This window comes from Streptomyces sp. NPDC029956 (assembly GCF_055574655.1).
In genome coordinates this window covers 22760-38802 of sequence record NZ_JBVHZJ010000077.1, presented here as the reverse complement: position 1 = coordinate 38802, position 16043 = coordinate 22760, and the positions used below count along the sequence as shown (strand labels likewise).

Below are 16043 nucleotides of genomic sequence, written 5' to 3'. Positions count from 1 at the left end.
CGTAGGGGGGGTGTGCTGAGGGGAGTGGATTGACCGGGAGAAGAAAACCATCCAAACCACCCCCCCCCCCCCCCCCCCCCCCCCCACCCACCCAACAAAGGGGGGCCCCCCCCCCCCCCCCCCCCCCCCCCCCCCTTCCGTGTCCCTGGCCGTGGTCCCGGCCGGGTGTCCGTGCGGACGGACGCCCGGGGGTGCTCAGCCCAGCAGTCCGCCGATCGGGTTCTTCGCCCCGCCCGACGTGGAGCTGCTCTCCGACGGCGTGCCCGTCGAGCCGCCGCCCGAGCCGCCGGAGCCGCCGCTCGACGTGCTGCCGCCCGTGCTGCTCGGGGTGTCGCTGGTGGACGGCGGGGGCTCCGGGTTCGACTGCGTGGGCGTACGGCTGCTGCTGCCGCCACCGGTGCCCGTACCCTGCGTGGCCGTCGGGCGCTGCTCCTGGGTCCGGGTGGCCTCGCGGGTGGTCTCGGTGGGCCGGGTCGCCTCCTGCGTCTCCTCGCGCTCCGCCGGGGCCTCGCTGGTCGCGGCGGGCGCGGGCACGGTGGACGCGGCCTTGGAGGGGGCGCGGTGCTTCGGCTCGGTGGGGAGCGGCCGACCCGGGAGGTGGTTGATCGGGTCGTCGTTGGGGCCCGGGACCGTGACCATCTCGGTGGAGCGGACGGCGCCGCCGAGGACGGAGCCGATGAGGAGGGTGAGGCCGACGACGACCGCGGCGACGAGGCTGCTGCGGCGCATGACGCGGCGGCGCAGGTCCCACAGGTCGGCGCGCGGGCCGAGGGTGCGCCAGGCCTCTCCGGCGAGGCGGCCGTCGATCGAGTAGACGGGGGCGCCGGCGATGATCAGCGGGGACCAGGCGGCCAGGAAGATGATGTCGGCGGAGTCGTAGACCGGGACGGTCTTCCAGCTGACCGTGAGGAGCAGCGCGGCGGAGAGCAGGGCGCCGACGACGGCGGCGACGCGCTGCCAGAGGCCGAGGACGGTGAGGACGCCGACGACGACCTGGAGGAAGGCGACGGTGAGTCCGGCGCCGACCGGGTGCTGGAGGGCGAAGTCGCGCAGGGGCTCGGCGAGCGGCCAGGGGTGCAGGGAGTTGAGCCACTTGACCATGGAGCCGCGCTCGCCGCCGTCGAAGTAGACGGGGTCGCAGAGCTTGCCCATGCCCGCGTAGATGGAGATGAAGCCGAGGAAGACGCGGAGCGGGAGGAGCACGACGCCGAGGTTCATCCGGCGGCCGGGGTAGTAGGCGTGCCGGACGGCGTCCTGCCCGTGGCGCTGCGCGGGCCGGGCTTCCGCCGTGTCGTCCTCGTGCGCCGCCGAGCCGGGTCCGTCGGTCTCGGGGCGGAGTTCGTACAGGTCGTCGTACGCTCCCTCGGCGCGGCGCATCGGCGGCAGCAGGGGGCCGGAGTCGGCGGTCACCATCGGGGTGGGCATGGTGTCGTCGATGCGCGGGATGGCCTGGGTGGAGCCGTCCAACCCCCTGTGCCCGCCGTGCCCGCCGCGACCGCCGTGCCCGACCGCCGGGTCGAGCGTGGAGACGGAGGACTCCCGTACGGCCTGGAGGAGGCCGGTCGCGCCCGGCGAGGACTTTCCGGTCCATACGACGGGACGACGGCGCGCTCCGCCCGCTCCCGCCCCGGCCCCGGACAGGGCTGCGGTGCGGGCGCCTGCGCCGATCTTCGGCTGCGGGGCCGGCGCGAGCCGCACCCGGAAGCTGGCGTGGTTCACGATCACCTGGGCGGGATCGGAATCCACCTTGACCATGCTCAACGCGGGCTGATCGTCGAACCCCGGCCGGGGCGTTCTGGTGTCCACACTCATCTAACCGAGTGATCTGGGTTTAGGACACTGCCTTGACGGCTCGCAAATGTCCGAGACCCGTCAAGATCAACGGTGCCGGAGGAACCGACGTTCGGTTATTGATCGTCAATCTTCCATAGAATCTGATGAGTTGACCCGGACGAGCACAGGGAGCGCCGCCATGAACGATCCCGTCCCGCAGCCGGGGACCGCGCAGAGCCCGGACACCGCGCGCGACAGGGTGCCCGAGCCCCGCTCTCCCGGGGATTCCGCACCCTCCGCGAACCCCGCGACCGGAGCTCCGAGCCGTCCCTTACGAGACGCCACCCCTCCTGCCGGTCCCGTACGAGCCGCCCCGGCTCCCCCCGGTCCCGAACGTGGGTCCACGCCTCCCGCCGGTCCCGAACGGGAGTCCCACCAGCTGGTCTTCGGCGATCTCCACGACTATCCGGTGATGGCACAGGCCCTCGACAACCAGTGGCTGCCCGCCGGACTCGCGGGCGCCCGCCAGCACGCCTCCGCGCCGGCCAGACCGCCCGTGGAGGCGGTCGAGGCCGCCTCCGCAGAGCTGCGCCGCTCACTCGTGAACAGCGGCACCCTGGTGGTCAACCGCGCGTTCCTCCTCAACAACGAGGCGCTGTACGCGAACTACCTGCCGTCCGCCGACCCGGTGGAGCGGGACGCGTTCGTCCGGCTCCTGAACGACCGGGTGCTGGTGCCGTACCTGTACACGGAGCGGGAACCCGCCGCGGACTTCACCTGGGCCCACGACCGGGCGGTCGGACACGCCTGGCGCCGGCTCGTGACGGAGGAGGCCGAACCCGCGCTCGTCCGCTTCGACTGGGACGACGAGGCCAACGGCGAGAAGGCCGGCCAGGTCGGAAACTTCTTCTCCACCAACGTCTCCGCCCTCCGCCGGCTGCGGGCTCCGCAGCTCGCCCAGGACCTCGGCATCCCGGAGGAGCTGGCCCGGTCGATGCGCGAGGGCGTCCTCAAGGACATCTACTTCTGGGCCGGCGAGCAGGACAACGACCGGGACATCACCCGGAACGCGCTCTACCAGCGGTTCATCACCCGGCCCGGCACCGACCCGTACGAGAACCTGCTGCGCGACGGCGATCACATCGTGCCCACCAAGCAGCTGATCGACCTGCTCTACAGCCTGGGCGTGCCCCGGGCCGGCGGGCTGATCCCGGTCACCCCGCCGGACTCCCCGCCCCGCTCGACGCTCCAGGAGCTGCGCAGCGACCTGCGGCCCCGCGACGACGACCCGGAGGCGATCGGCCGGCTGCTGCGCGATCTGTTCGCGGACTCGCTGCACCGGGCGGTGGACGGGCCGAACTCGTACGCCGGTCTCTCGCTGGCCGACATCAACCGGCTGCGGCGGGAGGAGGAGTGGCGGGCGTACGTGGACTCGCTCGACGCCTTCGTCCGCGGCGGCTTCCAGGACGGGCGGATCCCCTCTCCCGAGGAGTTCTCGGCGGGCACCTCCGAGGTGGCGCGGCGGCACGCGCGGATGCTGCGGACCGCGCGCGCGACGAGCGGCAGCGGCAACGGGTTCGCCCGGGACATCGTCTCGGTCCTCGTCATAGAGGCGGGCGGGGTCGCCCTCCAGGTGACGAGCGGCGAGGAGGTGTCGCTGCTCGCGGGGTCGATCCAGCTGCTGACCGCGGCCGCGGGGGCGCTGACGATCCGGCTCGAGTTCCGCGACCGCGGCTCGAAGGGCCGGCGCGGAGGTCTCGGGCACTCGCTGACATTGCCGACGCTGCGGCTGGGCAATCTGAAGCGTGACTGGGAGGCGATCCGGGGGGCATACGGAGGGCCGATCGTCGAGACGGGACGACTGCCCGGCGTACCCCGCCAGGCCGACCAGCAGTGCCAGCCCGACCAGTGACGAGCCGGCCAGGGGCCGGGAAAGGCAGGGTCCGCGCATGAGCATGGAGCCCGCGCGCCGCTACGAGCAGCTGCGCGCCGAACGGCCGGAGCTGTTCCGCAACGAGCCGGGCGGCATCGAGATCCTCACCGACCCGGACGCGGTCGCGGCCGCCGGAGGGGTGCTCTACCAGGATCCGTACGTCCTGCTCGTCCGGGATCCAGTGCGCTTCCCGGACGGCCGGGAGGGCACGTACATCCGCTCCCTGAGCATGACGGCCGAGCCCGGCTGTGTCGTGCTGCCGCTGCTCGGCGACCGGATCGTGCTCATCGAGCACTACCGGCACGCCACCCGGTCCTGGCAGTGGGAGCTGCCGCGGGGCTTCGGCACCCGGGGCCTGTCGAGCGCGGCGAACGCGGCGAAGGAGCTGGACGAGGAGATCGGGGCGCGGGTGGAGGAGCTGATCCCGCTGGGCGAGCTGCATCCGGACAGCGGGATGACGGGCGACCGCGTCCTGCTCTTCGCGGCCCGGATCGACGCGATCGGCCGGCTGGCGGAGGCGGAGGCCATCCGGAGTGCGCTGACGATCCCCTTCGCGGAGGCGGAGGGGATGATCGCCGACGGCCGCATCACGGACGGTTTCACCATCGCCGCGATGACCCGCGCCCGCCTGGCGGGCCTGACGGCCTGAGGCGGGCGTAGGGCGCGGGCGCGGGCGAAGGCGTAGGCGCGGCCGCGCACACAGGCGCGGTCGCGGGTACGGCGAGGTGTCCTGCCGGTGAGTCCTCACCGGCCCGGTGGTCTTCCGGGCCGGTGAACTGCGGAACTCGTGAGCTACGGAGCCGGTGAGCTGCCGAGCCACGGGCCCGTGAGCTACGGGCCGGTGAGCTACGGGGCCGGTGAGCTACGGGGCCGGTGTCAGCGGGACATCCGGCGGCGGGCCGCCTCGTAGAGCACGACACCGGCCGCGACACCGGCGTTCAGCGACTCGGCGCCGCCCGGCATCGGGATGCGGACCAGGAAGTCGCAGGTCTCGCCGACGAGGCGGGACAGGCCCTTGCCCTCGGAGCCGACGACGATGACGACCGGACCGCCCAGCTCCTCCAGCTCGTGGACCTCGCGGTCACCGTCGGCGGCGAGGCCGACGACCGTGACGCCGGCCTTCTGGTACTGCTCCAGGCAGCGCGTCAGGTTGGTGGCGCGGGCGACCGGGGTACGGGCGGCGGTGCCGGCCGAGGTCTTCCACGCACCGGCGGTCATGCCGGCGGCGCGGCGCTCGGGGACGACGACGCCGTGGCCGCCGAAGGCGGAGACGGAGCGGACGACGGCGCCGAGGTTGCGCGGGTCGGTGACGCCGTCGAGGGCGACGATCAGCGGGTCGTCGTGGTCGTCGAACGCGGCCGTGACGAGGTCCTCGGGGTGCGCGTACTCGTACGGCGGGACCTGGAGGACGAGACCCTGGTGGTTCAGGCCGTTCGTCATCCGGTCGAGCTCGGGGCGCGGCGCCTCCATGATGTTGATGTTGCCGCGGCCGGTGGCGAGGTTCAGGGCCTCGCGCACGCGCTCGTCGTTGTCGATGAACTGCTGCACGTACAGCGTCGAGGCGGGCACGCCGTCGCGCAGGGCCTCGAAGACCGGGTTGCGGCCGACGACCATCTCGGACTGGCCCTTGCCGCCGCGGCGGGCGATGGGCTTGCGCTTGGCCGCGTTCCGGGCCATGGCGTTGTTGACGCGGAAGGCCTTGTGGCCCTTGCGGGCCTCGGCCTTGGGGGTCGGGCCCTTGCCTTCGAGGCCCTTGCGCCGCTGGCCACCGCTGCCGATCGTCGCACCCTTCTTGTTGGACGTGCGACGGTTCCTGCGCTGGCTGTTCCCGGCCATGACTACTCTCATCCTCGGTGTTGCGTACGGAGGCGTACTCGGCCCTCGTACAAGGTCTGTAACTGAAGTGTGCCGCCCGGAGGCCCGAGCGGCACGTCTTCTAACGGTTGCCCAGCGTCCAGCGGGGGCCGTCGGGGCTGTCCTCGATGGCGAGGCCGGACTGGTTGAGCTGGTCGCGGATCGCGTCCGCGGTCGCCCAGTCCTTGCGCTCGCGCGCCGACTCGCGCTGCTGGAGCACGAGCCGTACGAGGGTGTCGACGGCGCCGTGGAGCTCGTCGCCGCCACCGCTCTCGTCGGCCCAGTGCGGGTCGAGCGGGTCCAGGCCGAGGACGCCGAGCATGGCACGAACCTCGGCGAGGCGGGCGATGGCCTCGTCCTTGTCGTCCGCGGCGAGGGCACTGTTGCCCTGCCGGACGGTGGTGTGGATGATCGCGAGCGCGTGCGGCACGCCCAGGTCGTCGTCCATGGCCTCGGCGAAGGCCGGCGGCACCTCGGCGGCGGGGGCGACGTCCTTGCCGGCCTTCTCGGTGGCGCGCTGGACGAATCCCTCGATCCGGGCGAACGCCGACTCGGCCTCGCGCAGGGACTCCTCGCTGTACTCGATCATCGAGCGGTAGTGCGGGGTGCCCAGGTAGTAGCGGAGGACGATGGGGCGCCAGTTCCTCACCATCTCGGACACCAGCACGCTGTTGCCGAGCGACTTCGACATCTTCTCGCCGGCCATGGTGACCCAGGCGTTGTGCACCCAGTACGAGGCGAAGTCGTCGCCGAAGGCCTTGGCCTGGGCGATCTCGTTCTCGTGGTGCGGGAAGATCAGGTCGAGTCCGCCGCCGTGGATGTCGAACGCGGAGCCCAGGTACTTGTGGGCCATCGCCGAGCACTCCAGGTGCCAGCCGGGACGGCCGCGGCCCCAGGGGGTCTCCCAGTCGGGCTCGCCCGGCTTGGTGGCCTTCCACATGGCGAAGTCGCGCGCGTCGCGCTTGCCGGAGACGCCCTCGTCGGGCTGACGGAGGTCGTCGATGTCCTGGTTGGACAGCTGCAGGTAGCCCGGGAAGGACCGCACGTCGAAGTAGACGCTGCCGTCGGCCTCGTACGCGTGACCGCGGTCGATGAGGCCGCGCATCATCTCGATCATCTCGGGGACGTGCCCGGTGGCACGGGGCTCGTAGGTCGGCGGCAGGCAACCGAGCGCGTCGTAGCCCGCGTTGAACGCGCGCTCGTTCTCGTAGCCGATGGACCACCAGGGGCGGCCCTGCTCGCCGCCCTTCTTGATGATCTTGTCGTCGATGTCGGTGACGTTGCGGATGAACGTGACGTCGTAGCCGCGGTACGCGAACCAGCGGCGCATGATGTCGAAGTTCAGCCCCGAACGGATGTGGCCGATGTGCGGGGCCGCCTGGACGGTGGCACCACAGAGGTAGATCGAGACCTGGCCCGGCGTGAGCGGGGTGAAGTCACGGATCTGCCGGGCGCTGGTGTCGTACAGGCGAATAGTCACCACTCCAGGGTAGTGGGCGTGTGGTAGTGCCCCGATACCTGTTCGCCGTCTCCGATGACGTTTTTCACCGGTACCGGTGGATGCCGGTACCGGTGAACGTGACGACGGACGCTCCGGAACGCGGTTACGCGCGCGCCACCGGGTACACGAGGGCCGTCGCAAGGGCCGCGAGGCCCTCGGCCCTGCCGGTGAGACCGAGACCGTCCGTCGTGGTGCCGGCGACGGAGACCGGCGCGCCGGCCGCCTCGCTCAGCGCCTTCTGCGCCTCGTCGCGCCGCTTGCCGACCTTGGGGCGGACGCCGATGACCTGGACGGCGATGTTGCCGACCTCGTATCCCTCGGCGCGGACGATCCGGGCGGCCTCCGCGAGCAGGGTGACGCCGGAGGCGCCGGAGTACTCGGGGCGGGAGGTGCCGAAGTGGGCGCCGAGGTCGCCGATGCAGGCGGCGGAGAAGAGCGCGTCGCAGGCGGCGTGGGCGGCGACGTCACCGTCGGAGTGCCCGGCGAGGCCGTACCCGTCGTTCTCGTCGGCGTCCCAGAGGAGGCCCGCGCACCAGAGTTCGCGGCCCTTCTCGAAGGCGTGGACGTCGGTGCCGATGCCGGTGCGCGGCAGCACGGGGGCGTTCGGGGTGAGCTCAGAAGCCATCGTTGGCCCTCCTGCGGGCGAGTACGGCCTCGGCGAGGACGAGGTCGAGGGGGCGGGTCACCTTGAAGGCCTCCTCGTGGCCGGGCACGACGACGACGGGCGCGCCGAGCCGCTCGACCATACCGGCGTCGTCGGTGGCGCCCTCCCCGGTGAGGGCGATGGTGGCGTGGGCGTCGACCAGGGTGTCGCGGTCGAAGCCCTGGGGGGTCTGGACGGCGCGGAGCCGGGCCCGGACGGGGGTGGCGACGACCTGCTCGGGGTCGCCCGGCTTCTCGGCCGGCTCGACCTCCTTGACGGTGTCGGCGACGGGCAGCGCGGGGACGACGGCGACGGCCCCGTCCCGTACGGCCTCGATGACCGCGTCCACGGTGTCGACGGGGACGAGCGGGCGGGCCGCGTCGTGGACGAGGACGGTGCCGATGCCCTCGGGGAGCGCCTGGAGCCCGAGGTGGACGGACTCCTGGCGGGTGTCACCGCCGGGAACGACGAGGTAGTCGGTCCGTTCGGGGAGGGCGTGGGCGTCGAGGAGGTTCTTGACCTCGGCGGCGCCGTCGGGGGGTGCGACCACGACGACGAGCGAGACCGCGCGGGAGGCGGCCATCGCGCGGACGGCGTGGATGAGCATGGGGGTGCCGTTCAGCGCGCGCAGCGCCTTGGGGGCGCCCGGGCCGAGGCGTACGCCCCGTCCGGCCGCCGGGATCACCACGGCGGTACGAGAAGGACGCGCTTCGTCTGACATCGGTTGCACTCCGGCAGGTTTGTTTCCGCGGCCGACATGGGTATGGCCTCACCGTGCCGGACGCTCCGCCTTGACCGGGCCCTTTCCGTGACGACGGTCGAGGCGTGACGCCCGTGCACAGGGGTTCGGACGTAACAGGGGGAACGAGAGCATACGTACATGAACACGCGTACGCGAAAGTGCGTACAGGAACATGCGTGCTGTCGCGGTCGTGCGACGTCGCAGTGGCGAATGCCGCACTCGTGAAATGCCGCAGTGCCCGGCGGCAGCACTGTGTGGATCACAGCACGCCGACGGGCACCGCGGCATCGCTTCACTTGGTGGCGCGCTCGGATGTCTTCAGAGCACGCTTCAGGACGCGAGGACCTCGTCGAGGAGAGCCTCGGCCTTGTCCTCGTTCGTGTTCTCCGCGAGGGCCAGCTCGCTGACCAGGATCTGCCGAGCCTTGGCGAGCATGCGCTTCTCACCGGCGGAGAGACCGCGCTCGCGCTCACGCCGCCACAGGTCGCGGACTACTTCGGCGACCTTGATGACATCGCCGGAGGCGAGCTTCTCGAGATTTGCCTTGTAGCGACGGGACCAGTTCGTCGGCTCTTCGGCATACGGTGCACGCAGCACCTCGAAGACCCGGTCCAGCCCGTCCTGACCGACTACGTCGCGAACACCGACGAACTCCGCATTGTCCGCCGGCACACGAACCGTCAGGTCGCCCTGCGCGACCTTGAGCACCAAGTAGGTCTTGTCCACGCCTTTGATCTGGCGAGTTTCGATGGCCTCGATCAGCGCGGCCCCGTGATGGGGATAGACCACGGTGTCGCCAACCTTGAACGTCATGTGACAGGTACCCCTTCCGTGGCTATCCAGGGTAACACGGATACAGCTTCTTCTGAATGGCGTTTTCGCAGGTCAGGGCATATCTCGGGGCTTGACAACAGCAACACGAACGTGCTGCGGAGGGCTTCCGGAAGGCGGTATTCGCAGGTCGGAGCGGCTGTGCGGACGGAGAGAAACGCGCACGTTACACCTACCCGAAGCCCCTCCAGGGAGGGGTGATGCCCCGTTTTGTCGGGTTCGGCGTGGCCTTCCCAACGTACTCCGTTCGAGGATCGTCCACCCGTACGGATGCATCGCGGGGTGATTCCGTAATTGATCAGCGGACGCCGGTCCGGGATTTTCCGAGGTGGGCCTCCGGGGAATGCGGGGCGGCGATCGAATTGATCAAGGCAGTTATGTGAACAACAGGTCAATGGGTCGCGATCCGGCCACGACGGCATGTGCACGACGAGAGCCGCGGGCCGCTCGCGGGACCGCCCCGGCAACACCCGCGGAGACCCCATGGCCGGTAAGGGGCGGGTCGGGTGCGGGACGGAGAGTGCGGCTCGGTAACCTGAGCGCGCTGACACACCCTTAGTTGGTCTTAGTCGGTCTTGGTCGGTCTAGGACGGTCTTCGATTCCGAAGCAGTCCCAGGCTTTGCCCGAGGCCTCGTCCGAGGCCTGTCCGTAGCCTGTCCGAACGTCCTAGGAGATGCCGCCGCCGTGAGCCGCAGCCTTCGACGCGGCGCCCTCGCCGCCACCGCCATCGTGTTCTCCATCGCCGCGCTGTCCGCCTGTGGGGCGGGCAACGACGCACAGACGCTCGGCGTCAAGCCGGACAACGCCGCCGTCACCGTGGACGACGTCAAGATCCAGAACGCCCTGGTGATCACCCAGCCCCTGGACGTGGCCAAGGGCCCGGCCGTCGTCTCGGCCACCGTCTTCAACAACGGCGGGCTGCCCCAGACGATCGATTCCATCACCCTGCCCGGCAGCAGCGCCGCCGTGGCGCTGAAGGCGGCCTCGGGCACCGGCCCGATCGTCGTCCCGGCCAACGGCTCCGTCGTGATCGGCGGCGAGGGCAACGCCTCCGCCGTCATCGAGAACGGCAGCGAGGCCACCCGCGACGGTGACGCGCAGAAGGTCGTCTTCAAGCTCAGCCGCACGGGCGACGTCGGCCTGGACGCCTTCGTGGTCCCGGCGACCAGCTACTTCAAGGACTACGGCCCGACCATCCTCCCGGCGCCCCCGGGCACCCAGCCGACCGCCACGGCGACGCCCTCGGGCGCGGCCGAGGGCGAGCACGGCGGCGAGGCCACCGGCGAGCCGTCGGGCGAGGCGAGCCACGCGGCCGGTCACTGACCCGTACGCACATGTGAAGGGCGCCCTCCCCGGCGGGGAGGGCGCCCTTCACATGTCCACGGGTGGCCGGCTGGGGCCGGAGCTTGCCGGGCTACGGCCTGCTTGCCGGCTGGCCGGGGCCACGACCGCCCGGCCGGCCGGGCTACGACCGGCCGGCTCAAGGCGTGCCGGTCTACGGCTCGAACTTGTAGCCCAGACCCCGGACCGTCACCAGGTAGCGCGGGGCGCCCGGGTCCGGCTCGATCTTGGCGCGGAGGCGCTTGACGTGGACGTCGAGGGTCTTGGTGTCGCCGACGTAGTCCGCGCCCCAGACCCGGTCGATGAGCTGCATACGGGTCAGCACACGGCCCGCGTTGCGCAGCAGCATCTCCAGGAGGTCGAACTCCTTCAGGGGCAGGTCGACCTTGCCGCCCGCGACCGTCACCACGTGGCGGTCGACGTCCATCCGGACCGGGCCAGCCTCCAGGGCCGCGGGGGTGACCTCCTCCGGCTCACCGCGGCGGCGCAGGACCGCACGGATGCGGGCGACCAGCTCCCGCGAGGAGAAGGGCTTCGTCACGTAGTCGTCGGCTCCTATCTCCAGCCCGACGACCTTGTCGATCTCGCTGTCCTTGGCCGTCACCATGATGACGGGGACGTTCGAGCGGCCGCGCAGCTGACGGCACACCTCGGTACCGGGGAGCCCCGGAAGCATCAGGTCGAGGAGGACGAGGTCGGCCCCGTTGCGCTCGAACTCGTCGAGACCGTCGGGCCCGGTCGCCGCTACTGCGACTTCGAAGCCCTCCTTGCGAAGCATGTAGGACAGGGCGTCGCTGAAGGATTCCTCATCCTCGACGACAAGCACTCGGGTCACGGAAGGACCTCCGGGGCAGGAAGCGGTTCGGTCATGAGATCAGGGGTGGGGGACGAGGCGGGTCGGCGGTCCCGTACGGCGCCCGCCTCGGGCAGCCGCAAGGTGAAGGTGGAGCCCTGACCCTCGGTGCTCCAGACGGTGACCTCTCCGCCGTGGGAGGCGGCCACGTGCTTGACGATGGCCAGGCCGAGTCCCGTACCGCCGGTGGCACGGGAGCGCGCCGGGTCGACGCGGTAGAAGCGCTCGAAGATGCGCTCGCGGTCCCTCTCGGAGATGCCGATGCCCTGGTCGGTCACGGCTATCTCGATCAGGTCCCCGCCCGGCGCCGCGATGTGGCGGGCGGCGATGCCCACCCTCGTACGGGCCGGTGAGTAGTTGACGGCGTTCTCCACGAGGTTGCCCAGGGCGGCGGCGAGCTGGCCGCGGCTGCCCCAGACGAACAGGTCGGCCGCACCCCCCGACACCATGGTGATCTGCTTGGTGGAGGCGGGCTGCCGGGAGCGGTCGATCGCCTCGGCGACGAGTTCGTCCACGGACACGGGCTCGGAGTCTTCCAGCGGGTCGTCGTTCTGCACGCGGGAGAGATCGATGAGCTCCTGTACGAGGTTCGTGAGGCGGGTCGCCTCGATCTGCATGCGGCCGGCGAAGCGGGTGACCGCCTCGGGGTCGTCCGAAGCGTCCATGACCGCCTCGGAGAGCAGGGAGAGCGCACCCGTGGGGGTCTTGAGCTCATGGCTCACGTTGGCGACGAAGTCGCGCCGTACCGCTTCGATCCGACGGGCCTCGGTGAGGTCCTCGACCAGCAGCAGCACGAGGCGCGAGCCCAGCGGGGCGACCCGGGCGGAGACGGCGAGGGCCTCGCCGCGTCCGCTGCCGCGGCGGGCCAGGTCCAGCTCGACCTGCCGTATCTCTCCGTCGCGGCGGGTGTCACGGGCCATGTTGAGCATGGGCTCGACTGCCAGTTTCCCGCCGCGGACCAGGCCGAGTGCGTACGCCGCCGAGCTGGCCTTCACCACGGAGTCGCTCTCGTCGAGCACGACCGCGGAGGAGCGCAGTACGGACAGCACGGTGTCGACGCCGGGCGGGAGCACGGCGTCGGTGTGCAGGGAGGTACGGGTGGGTCTCGCCTGGTCGCGTTCGCTCCAGCGGAACGCCAGCATGGCGATCACGCCGGTGCACACGCCGGCGATCGCGGCCAATGCGGCGACCGCCGCGTTCACGTCCATGCCTCCCAGGTTATGCGGGTGCGAGGACTCTCTCCCAGCCGTCCGAGTGGCTCCTCGAACACTCGTCGCTCAGAGTTCACCGTGGAGACGGGACTGGTTCATTTGCCCCGCAGGGTGCGGTGGCGTGTGTCGCCCAGAGTTCACCTTGGGGAAAGTGGCGGTTCATGTGAGGGGGTGGAACCGGACGCGTAGAGGGCCGAACGTGGGAGCGTGGGGGTCCGAAGCCCCACCCGGACCCCGGAGCTTTGCGTAGAGAGGGACATCCATGCGGGACGCGTACCACGAGGAACTGGACTCGATCGGCGAGAGCCTGGTCGAGATGGCCCGGCTCGTCGGGTCGGCGGTCGGGCGTGCCACGACGGCGATGCTCGACGCCGATCTCAAGCTCGCGGAGAGCGTGATCGCGGCGGACCAGAAGGTCGACGACCTCCAGCACGAGCTGGAGGCACGGGCCATCGCCCTGCTCGCGCGGCAGCAGCCGGTGGCGACGGATCTGCGGATAGTGGTCACCTCGCTGCGGATGAGCGCCGACCTGGAGCGCTCGGGCGACCTGGCGCAGCACGTGGCGAAGCTGGCACGGCTGCGGTTCCCGGAGTCGGCGGTGCCGCGGGACCTGCACGCGACCATCCTGGAGATGGGGCAGCTGGCGCAGCGCCTGATGGCGAAGGCGGCGGAGGTCATCATCACGAAGGACGTCGACCTGGCGCTCCAGCTGGAGCAGGACGACGACGAGATGGACCTGCTGCACCGGACGCTGTTCCAGCACCTGATCGACGACCGCTGGAAGCACGGCATCGAGACGGCGGTCGACGTGACGCTGCTCGGCCGCTACTACGAGCGGTTCGCCGACCACGCGGTGTCGGTGGCGAAGCGCGTGGTGTACCTGGTGACGGGTGAGCACGCGGACGAGCTCCAGGCGGCGGACGCACCGGTCGAGGGCGCGTAGCGCGCGGGCGCCGATGCGCCGTTGATGCGCCGGTCCGGGTGGGCATGCAATGGGGGGAGGCGATGTGCGCCTCGAAAGGGAGGGACCCCCATGGCCGAATCCCCCAACACGACCGTGACCGACTCCGGGGCGGAGGCACCGCGCGAGGCGGTGCACCTGCCCCTCCTGGGCGCCTGCGGGTGCGGCTCGGGCTGCGGCTGCGGCTGCCAGTCGGGCGGCCCGTGCCAGTGCGGCGGCTGCTCGGGCTGATCGGTGCGGCGGGGGGAGGGTGGGGATGCAGAAACCGCACCCCACACCCTCCCTCTCTCCGTACGTCCCTCCGTACGTCCCTCCGTCGCGCGCTACAGGTCGAGCACGCCGACGATCTGGTCGCCGCTGGTCTCCCCCGTCGCACGGAAACCGAGACGGTCGTAGAAGGCGCCCGGCCCGGCGTCACCGGGGGCCCAGGTGACGTACAGCTGCGATGCGCCGCGTCGGCGCAGCTCGTCGCGGACGGCTTCGACGGCGAAGCGGCCGTACCCCTTGCCCTGCCCGTCGGCGGCGATGTTGAGCCGCCAGAGGCCGCTGCGCCGGTCGTCGGGGTCCTTCTTCTCGTCCCACTGAAGGTCGAGGAAGGCCATCAGGAAGCCGACCAGTTCGTCCCCGTCGAAGATCAGCCGCGGCCAGGCGGCCTCCCCGAAGGCGTAGGCCTCGGCGAGGGAGCGCGCGACGGGGGCGACGTTCCGCTCCTGATGGGGGTGGACGCGCAGGTCGAGGGCGGCGTCGATGGTGGCGGGGGTGACCTTCTCCAGGCGGAGGGAGGAACGGGTGCTCATGGCGCGACGGTAACGGCGGGGAGGGACGGGCGCCGGTGATTTTCCGGGTGGCGGTGAGGGCGAGGGCACCGCAGACGGCGGCGAGTGCCGGCCCTCGGCCCGGCGTGCCTCACATGGCCTCGGCGGCGAGTGCCGGGCCACAGCGCTTCAGCGCCGCGACGGCCGCGTCGAAGGCCGAGTCGCGGTTCTGCTCGAACTCCTCCTCGGTGAAGACCGGTGTCGGCAGGTGCGGAGGGATGCCGGTGATGTCGAAGGTCCTCCCCGTGCGGGTCAGGAACTCCTCGTTCGGGAGCGAGAAGTCCATGCCGTTCGGCAGCGAGCGTTCGAGCATGTCCGAGAAGACGCCCTGGGTCGGTCCACCGACGCGGACGGTCCGGCCGGGCCGGTCGATGAGGGCCTGGACGAAGGATTCCCCCGCGCTGAACGTCGTGTCGGCCGTGAGCACCGCGACGGGGCCGGTGTAGCGGGGGGCGTCGTGGGCCGGCTCCACCCGGACGGACTGCGGCGGGGTGTACCTGGTGCGCTTGCGGTAGGCGAGGTACGGGGTGTCGGTCAGGCGTCCGGCGAGGTGCACGCCCAGGGCGTCCTCGCCACCGCCGTTGAGCCGGAGGTCGATGATCAGCCCCCGGAGGGAGGCCGTGCGCTCACGGGTGAGGACGGCGTCCAGCGCCCGGTCCAGCTCGGCGAGCTGGCGGGCGTACGTGCGGTCCGCGGGGTCGTAGCCCCCGAAGCCGGAGATCCGCAGGTAGCCCTGGCCGTCGGGCAGGTCGGCGTAGGAGATGCGGCCGTTCCCGAACTCCTGCGGTTCCTTTCCGCCGAGGTCCCGCCGGATGATGTGCGCCTTGGCCCTGAGGTCCAGCTCGTGGGGCCTGATCGTGGTGCCGGGGCGGACGTGGGGGTCGGGACGGCGGTCCCCGTCGGACACGGAGACGTGCGCGTCGTACAGCGGAGCCACCATGTCGTCGAGGAGGGCGAGGAGTTCCTCCCTGGAGATGCCCTCGCGGACCTGGGGACGGTAGGTGTCTCGGACGGCGTGCCAGTCGATGCCGCGGGCCGCGAAGAAGGGGTAGTTCTCCTCGAAGGTCTGCCAGAAGACGTCGAAGGTCGTCAGTGCCGTCACCTGGTCGGCGGGCGGCACGTGGTCACAGGTCTTCGGCAGTGCTGTGAGGCGCCGCAGTCGGCGGTCGCCGGTCGAGCCGGCCACGTGCAGGGTTCCCCGGGGGCGGACGGTGAGCAGGGTGCCGTCGCCGGTGCGATAGGTGCCGGGGGCCGTCCGTACGGCCGTCTCGCCGGGTGCACAGCTGATCGCCGTGGTCTGGTACTCGCGCAGCTGCCCGTCGGCGATCGACAGGACCGTGCCGTAGCCCTCCACGCGCCAGACGCCGTCGACCGGGCTCCCGGCGCCGGTCGGGTGTCCGGCCGCGGCGGCGGGCAGGGCCGTCCCGGCCAGGGTCGATGCCATGACGGTCGTCAGGGCGATGGCTCCTCCGAGCCTCTTGTGTCGCATGTGGCTTCCCCGTTCTCGACCACTTCGTGCACGGGCCGGTGTGACCCCGCACAGAAAACGATCATGACCGGGGCGCCGACCCGGGGAACATCCGG

At 71.4% G+C, this 16043-nt stretch carries 15 protein-coding genes; 5 read left to right on the top strand and 10 right to left on the bottom strand.

The window, feature by feature from the left end:
• Positions 1-195 precede the first annotated feature (195 nt).
• Positions 196-1812 (bottom strand): DoxX family membrane protein, encoded by a 1617-nt coding sequence (locus ACZ4XX_RS36735; protein ID WP_468512163.1) that lies wholly within the window; start codon positions 1810-1812, stop codon positions 196-198.
• A gap of 433 nt (positions 1813-2245) precedes the next feature.
• Here ACZ4XX_RS36735 and ACZ4XX_RS36730 point away from each other — a divergent pair, with 433 nt between their 5' ends.
• Together ACZ4XX_RS36730 and ACZ4XX_RS36725 are read left to right on the top strand one after the other, a co-directional pair.
• Positions 2246-3685, top strand: a complete 1440-nt coding sequence (locus tag ACZ4XX_RS36730; RefSeq protein WP_468512162.1) for a hypothetical protein — start codon at positions 2246-2248, stop codon at positions 3683-3685.
• 37 nt (positions 3686-3722) lie between these two features.
• The gene (locus ACZ4XX_RS36725; RefSeq protein ID WP_468512161.1) at positions 3723-4355 is read left to right on the top strand and encodes an NUDIX hydrolase; all 633 of its coding nucleotides are present in this window, start codon (positions 3723-3725) and stop codon (positions 4353-4355) included.
• 227 nt (positions 4356-4582) lie between these two features.
• On the opposite strand, the gene rlmB is transcribed toward ACZ4XX_RS36725, so the two are convergent.
• The 5 genes from rlmB to ACZ4XX_RS36700 all read right to left on the bottom strand — a co-directional run bounded on the left by rlmB (position 4583) and on the right by ACZ4XX_RS36700 (position 9259).
• Positions 4583-5542 (bottom strand): 23S rRNA (guanosine(2251)-2'-O)-methyltransferase RlmB, encoded by a 960-nt coding sequence (gene rlmB, locus ACZ4XX_RS36720; RefSeq protein ID WP_468512160.1) that lies wholly within the window; start codon positions 5540-5542, stop codon positions 4583-4585.
• A gap of 100 nt (positions 5543-5642) precedes the next feature.
• The gene (gene cysS / locus ACZ4XX_RS36715; protein WP_468512159.1) at positions 5643-7040 is read right to left on the bottom strand and encodes a cysteine--tRNA ligase; all 1398 of its coding nucleotides are present in this window, start codon (positions 7038-7040) and stop codon (positions 5643-5645) included.
• A 124-nt stretch (positions 7041-7164) separates the two neighbouring features.
• The gene (ispF, locus tag ACZ4XX_RS36710; RefSeq protein ID WP_468512158.1) at positions 7165-7686 is read right to left on the bottom strand and encodes a 2-C-methyl-D-erythritol 2,4-cyclodiphosphate synthase; all 522 of its coding nucleotides are present in this window, start codon (positions 7684-7686) and stop codon (positions 7165-7167) included.
• A complete protein-coding gene (ispD, locus tag ACZ4XX_RS36705; RefSeq protein WP_468512157.1) occupies positions 7676-8425 on the bottom strand; it encodes a 2-C-methyl-D-erythritol 4-phosphate cytidylyltransferase in 750 nt (249 codons plus the stop codon). Before ispD ends, ispF begins: the two co-directional genes overlap by 11 nt.
• 351 nt (positions 8426-8776) lie before the next feature.
• On the bottom strand, positions 8777-9259 hold the full coding sequence (locus ACZ4XX_RS36700; RefSeq protein WP_003953493.1) for a CarD family transcriptional regulator: 483 nt from the start codon (positions 9257-9259) through the stop codon (positions 8777-8779).
• Between the two features lie 703 nt (positions 9260-9962).
• Between ACZ4XX_RS36700 and ACZ4XX_RS36695 the strand changes: the two genes are divergently transcribed.
• Positions 9963-10601, top strand: a complete 639-nt coding sequence (locus ACZ4XX_RS36695; RefSeq protein WP_468512156.1) for a DUF461 domain-containing protein — start codon at positions 9963-9965, stop codon at positions 10599-10601.
• Positions 10602-10773: 172 nt separating this feature from the next.
• On the opposite strand, the gene phoP is transcribed toward ACZ4XX_RS36695, so the two are convergent.
• Together phoP and phoR are read right to left on the bottom strand one after the other, a co-directional pair.
• On the bottom strand, positions 10774-11445 hold the full coding sequence (gene phoP, locus ACZ4XX_RS36690) for a two-component system response regulator PhoP (RefSeq protein ID WP_466728736.1): 672 nt from the start codon (positions 11443-11445) through the stop codon (positions 10774-10776).
• A gap of 5 nt (positions 11446-11450) precedes the next feature.
• On the bottom strand, positions 11451-12680 hold the full coding sequence (phoR, locus tag ACZ4XX_RS36685) for a two-component system sensor histidine kinase PhoR (protein WP_468512155.1): 1230 nt from the start codon (positions 12678-12680) through the stop codon (positions 11451-11453).
• Positions 12681-12945: 265 nt separating this feature from the next.
• Between phoR and phoU the strand changes: the two genes are divergently transcribed.
• Together phoU and ACZ4XX_RS36675 are read left to right on the top strand one after the other, a co-directional pair.
• Positions 12946-13626 carry a phosphate signaling complex protein PhoU gene (phoU, locus tag ACZ4XX_RS36680; RefSeq protein WP_030323218.1) on the top strand — a complete coding sequence of 227 codons (681 nt, stop codon included), beginning with the start codon at positions 12946-12948 and terminating at the stop codon, positions 13624-13626.
• Positions 13627-13716: 90 nt separating this feature from the next.
• Entirely contained in the window at positions 13717-13875 is a 159-nt protein-coding gene (locus ACZ4XX_RS36675; protein WP_318208516.1) for a hypothetical protein, read from the top strand.
• Positions 13876-13967: 92 nt separating this feature from the next.
• Here ACZ4XX_RS36675 and ACZ4XX_RS36670 read toward each other — a convergent pair whose 3' ends face one another.
• Together ACZ4XX_RS36670 and ACZ4XX_RS36665 are read right to left on the bottom strand one after the other, a co-directional pair.
• The gene (locus ACZ4XX_RS36670) at positions 13968-14441 is read right to left on the bottom strand and encodes a GNAT family N-acetyltransferase (protein ID WP_468512154.1); all 474 of its coding nucleotides are present in this window, start codon (positions 14439-14441) and stop codon (positions 13968-13970) included.
• 109 nt (positions 14442-14550) lie between these two features.
• On the bottom strand, positions 14551-15948 hold the full coding sequence (locus tag ACZ4XX_RS36665; RefSeq protein ID WP_468512153.1) for a S41 family peptidase: 1398 nt from the start codon (positions 15946-15948) through the stop codon (positions 14551-14553).
• Positions 15949-16043: the final 95 nt, after the last annotated feature.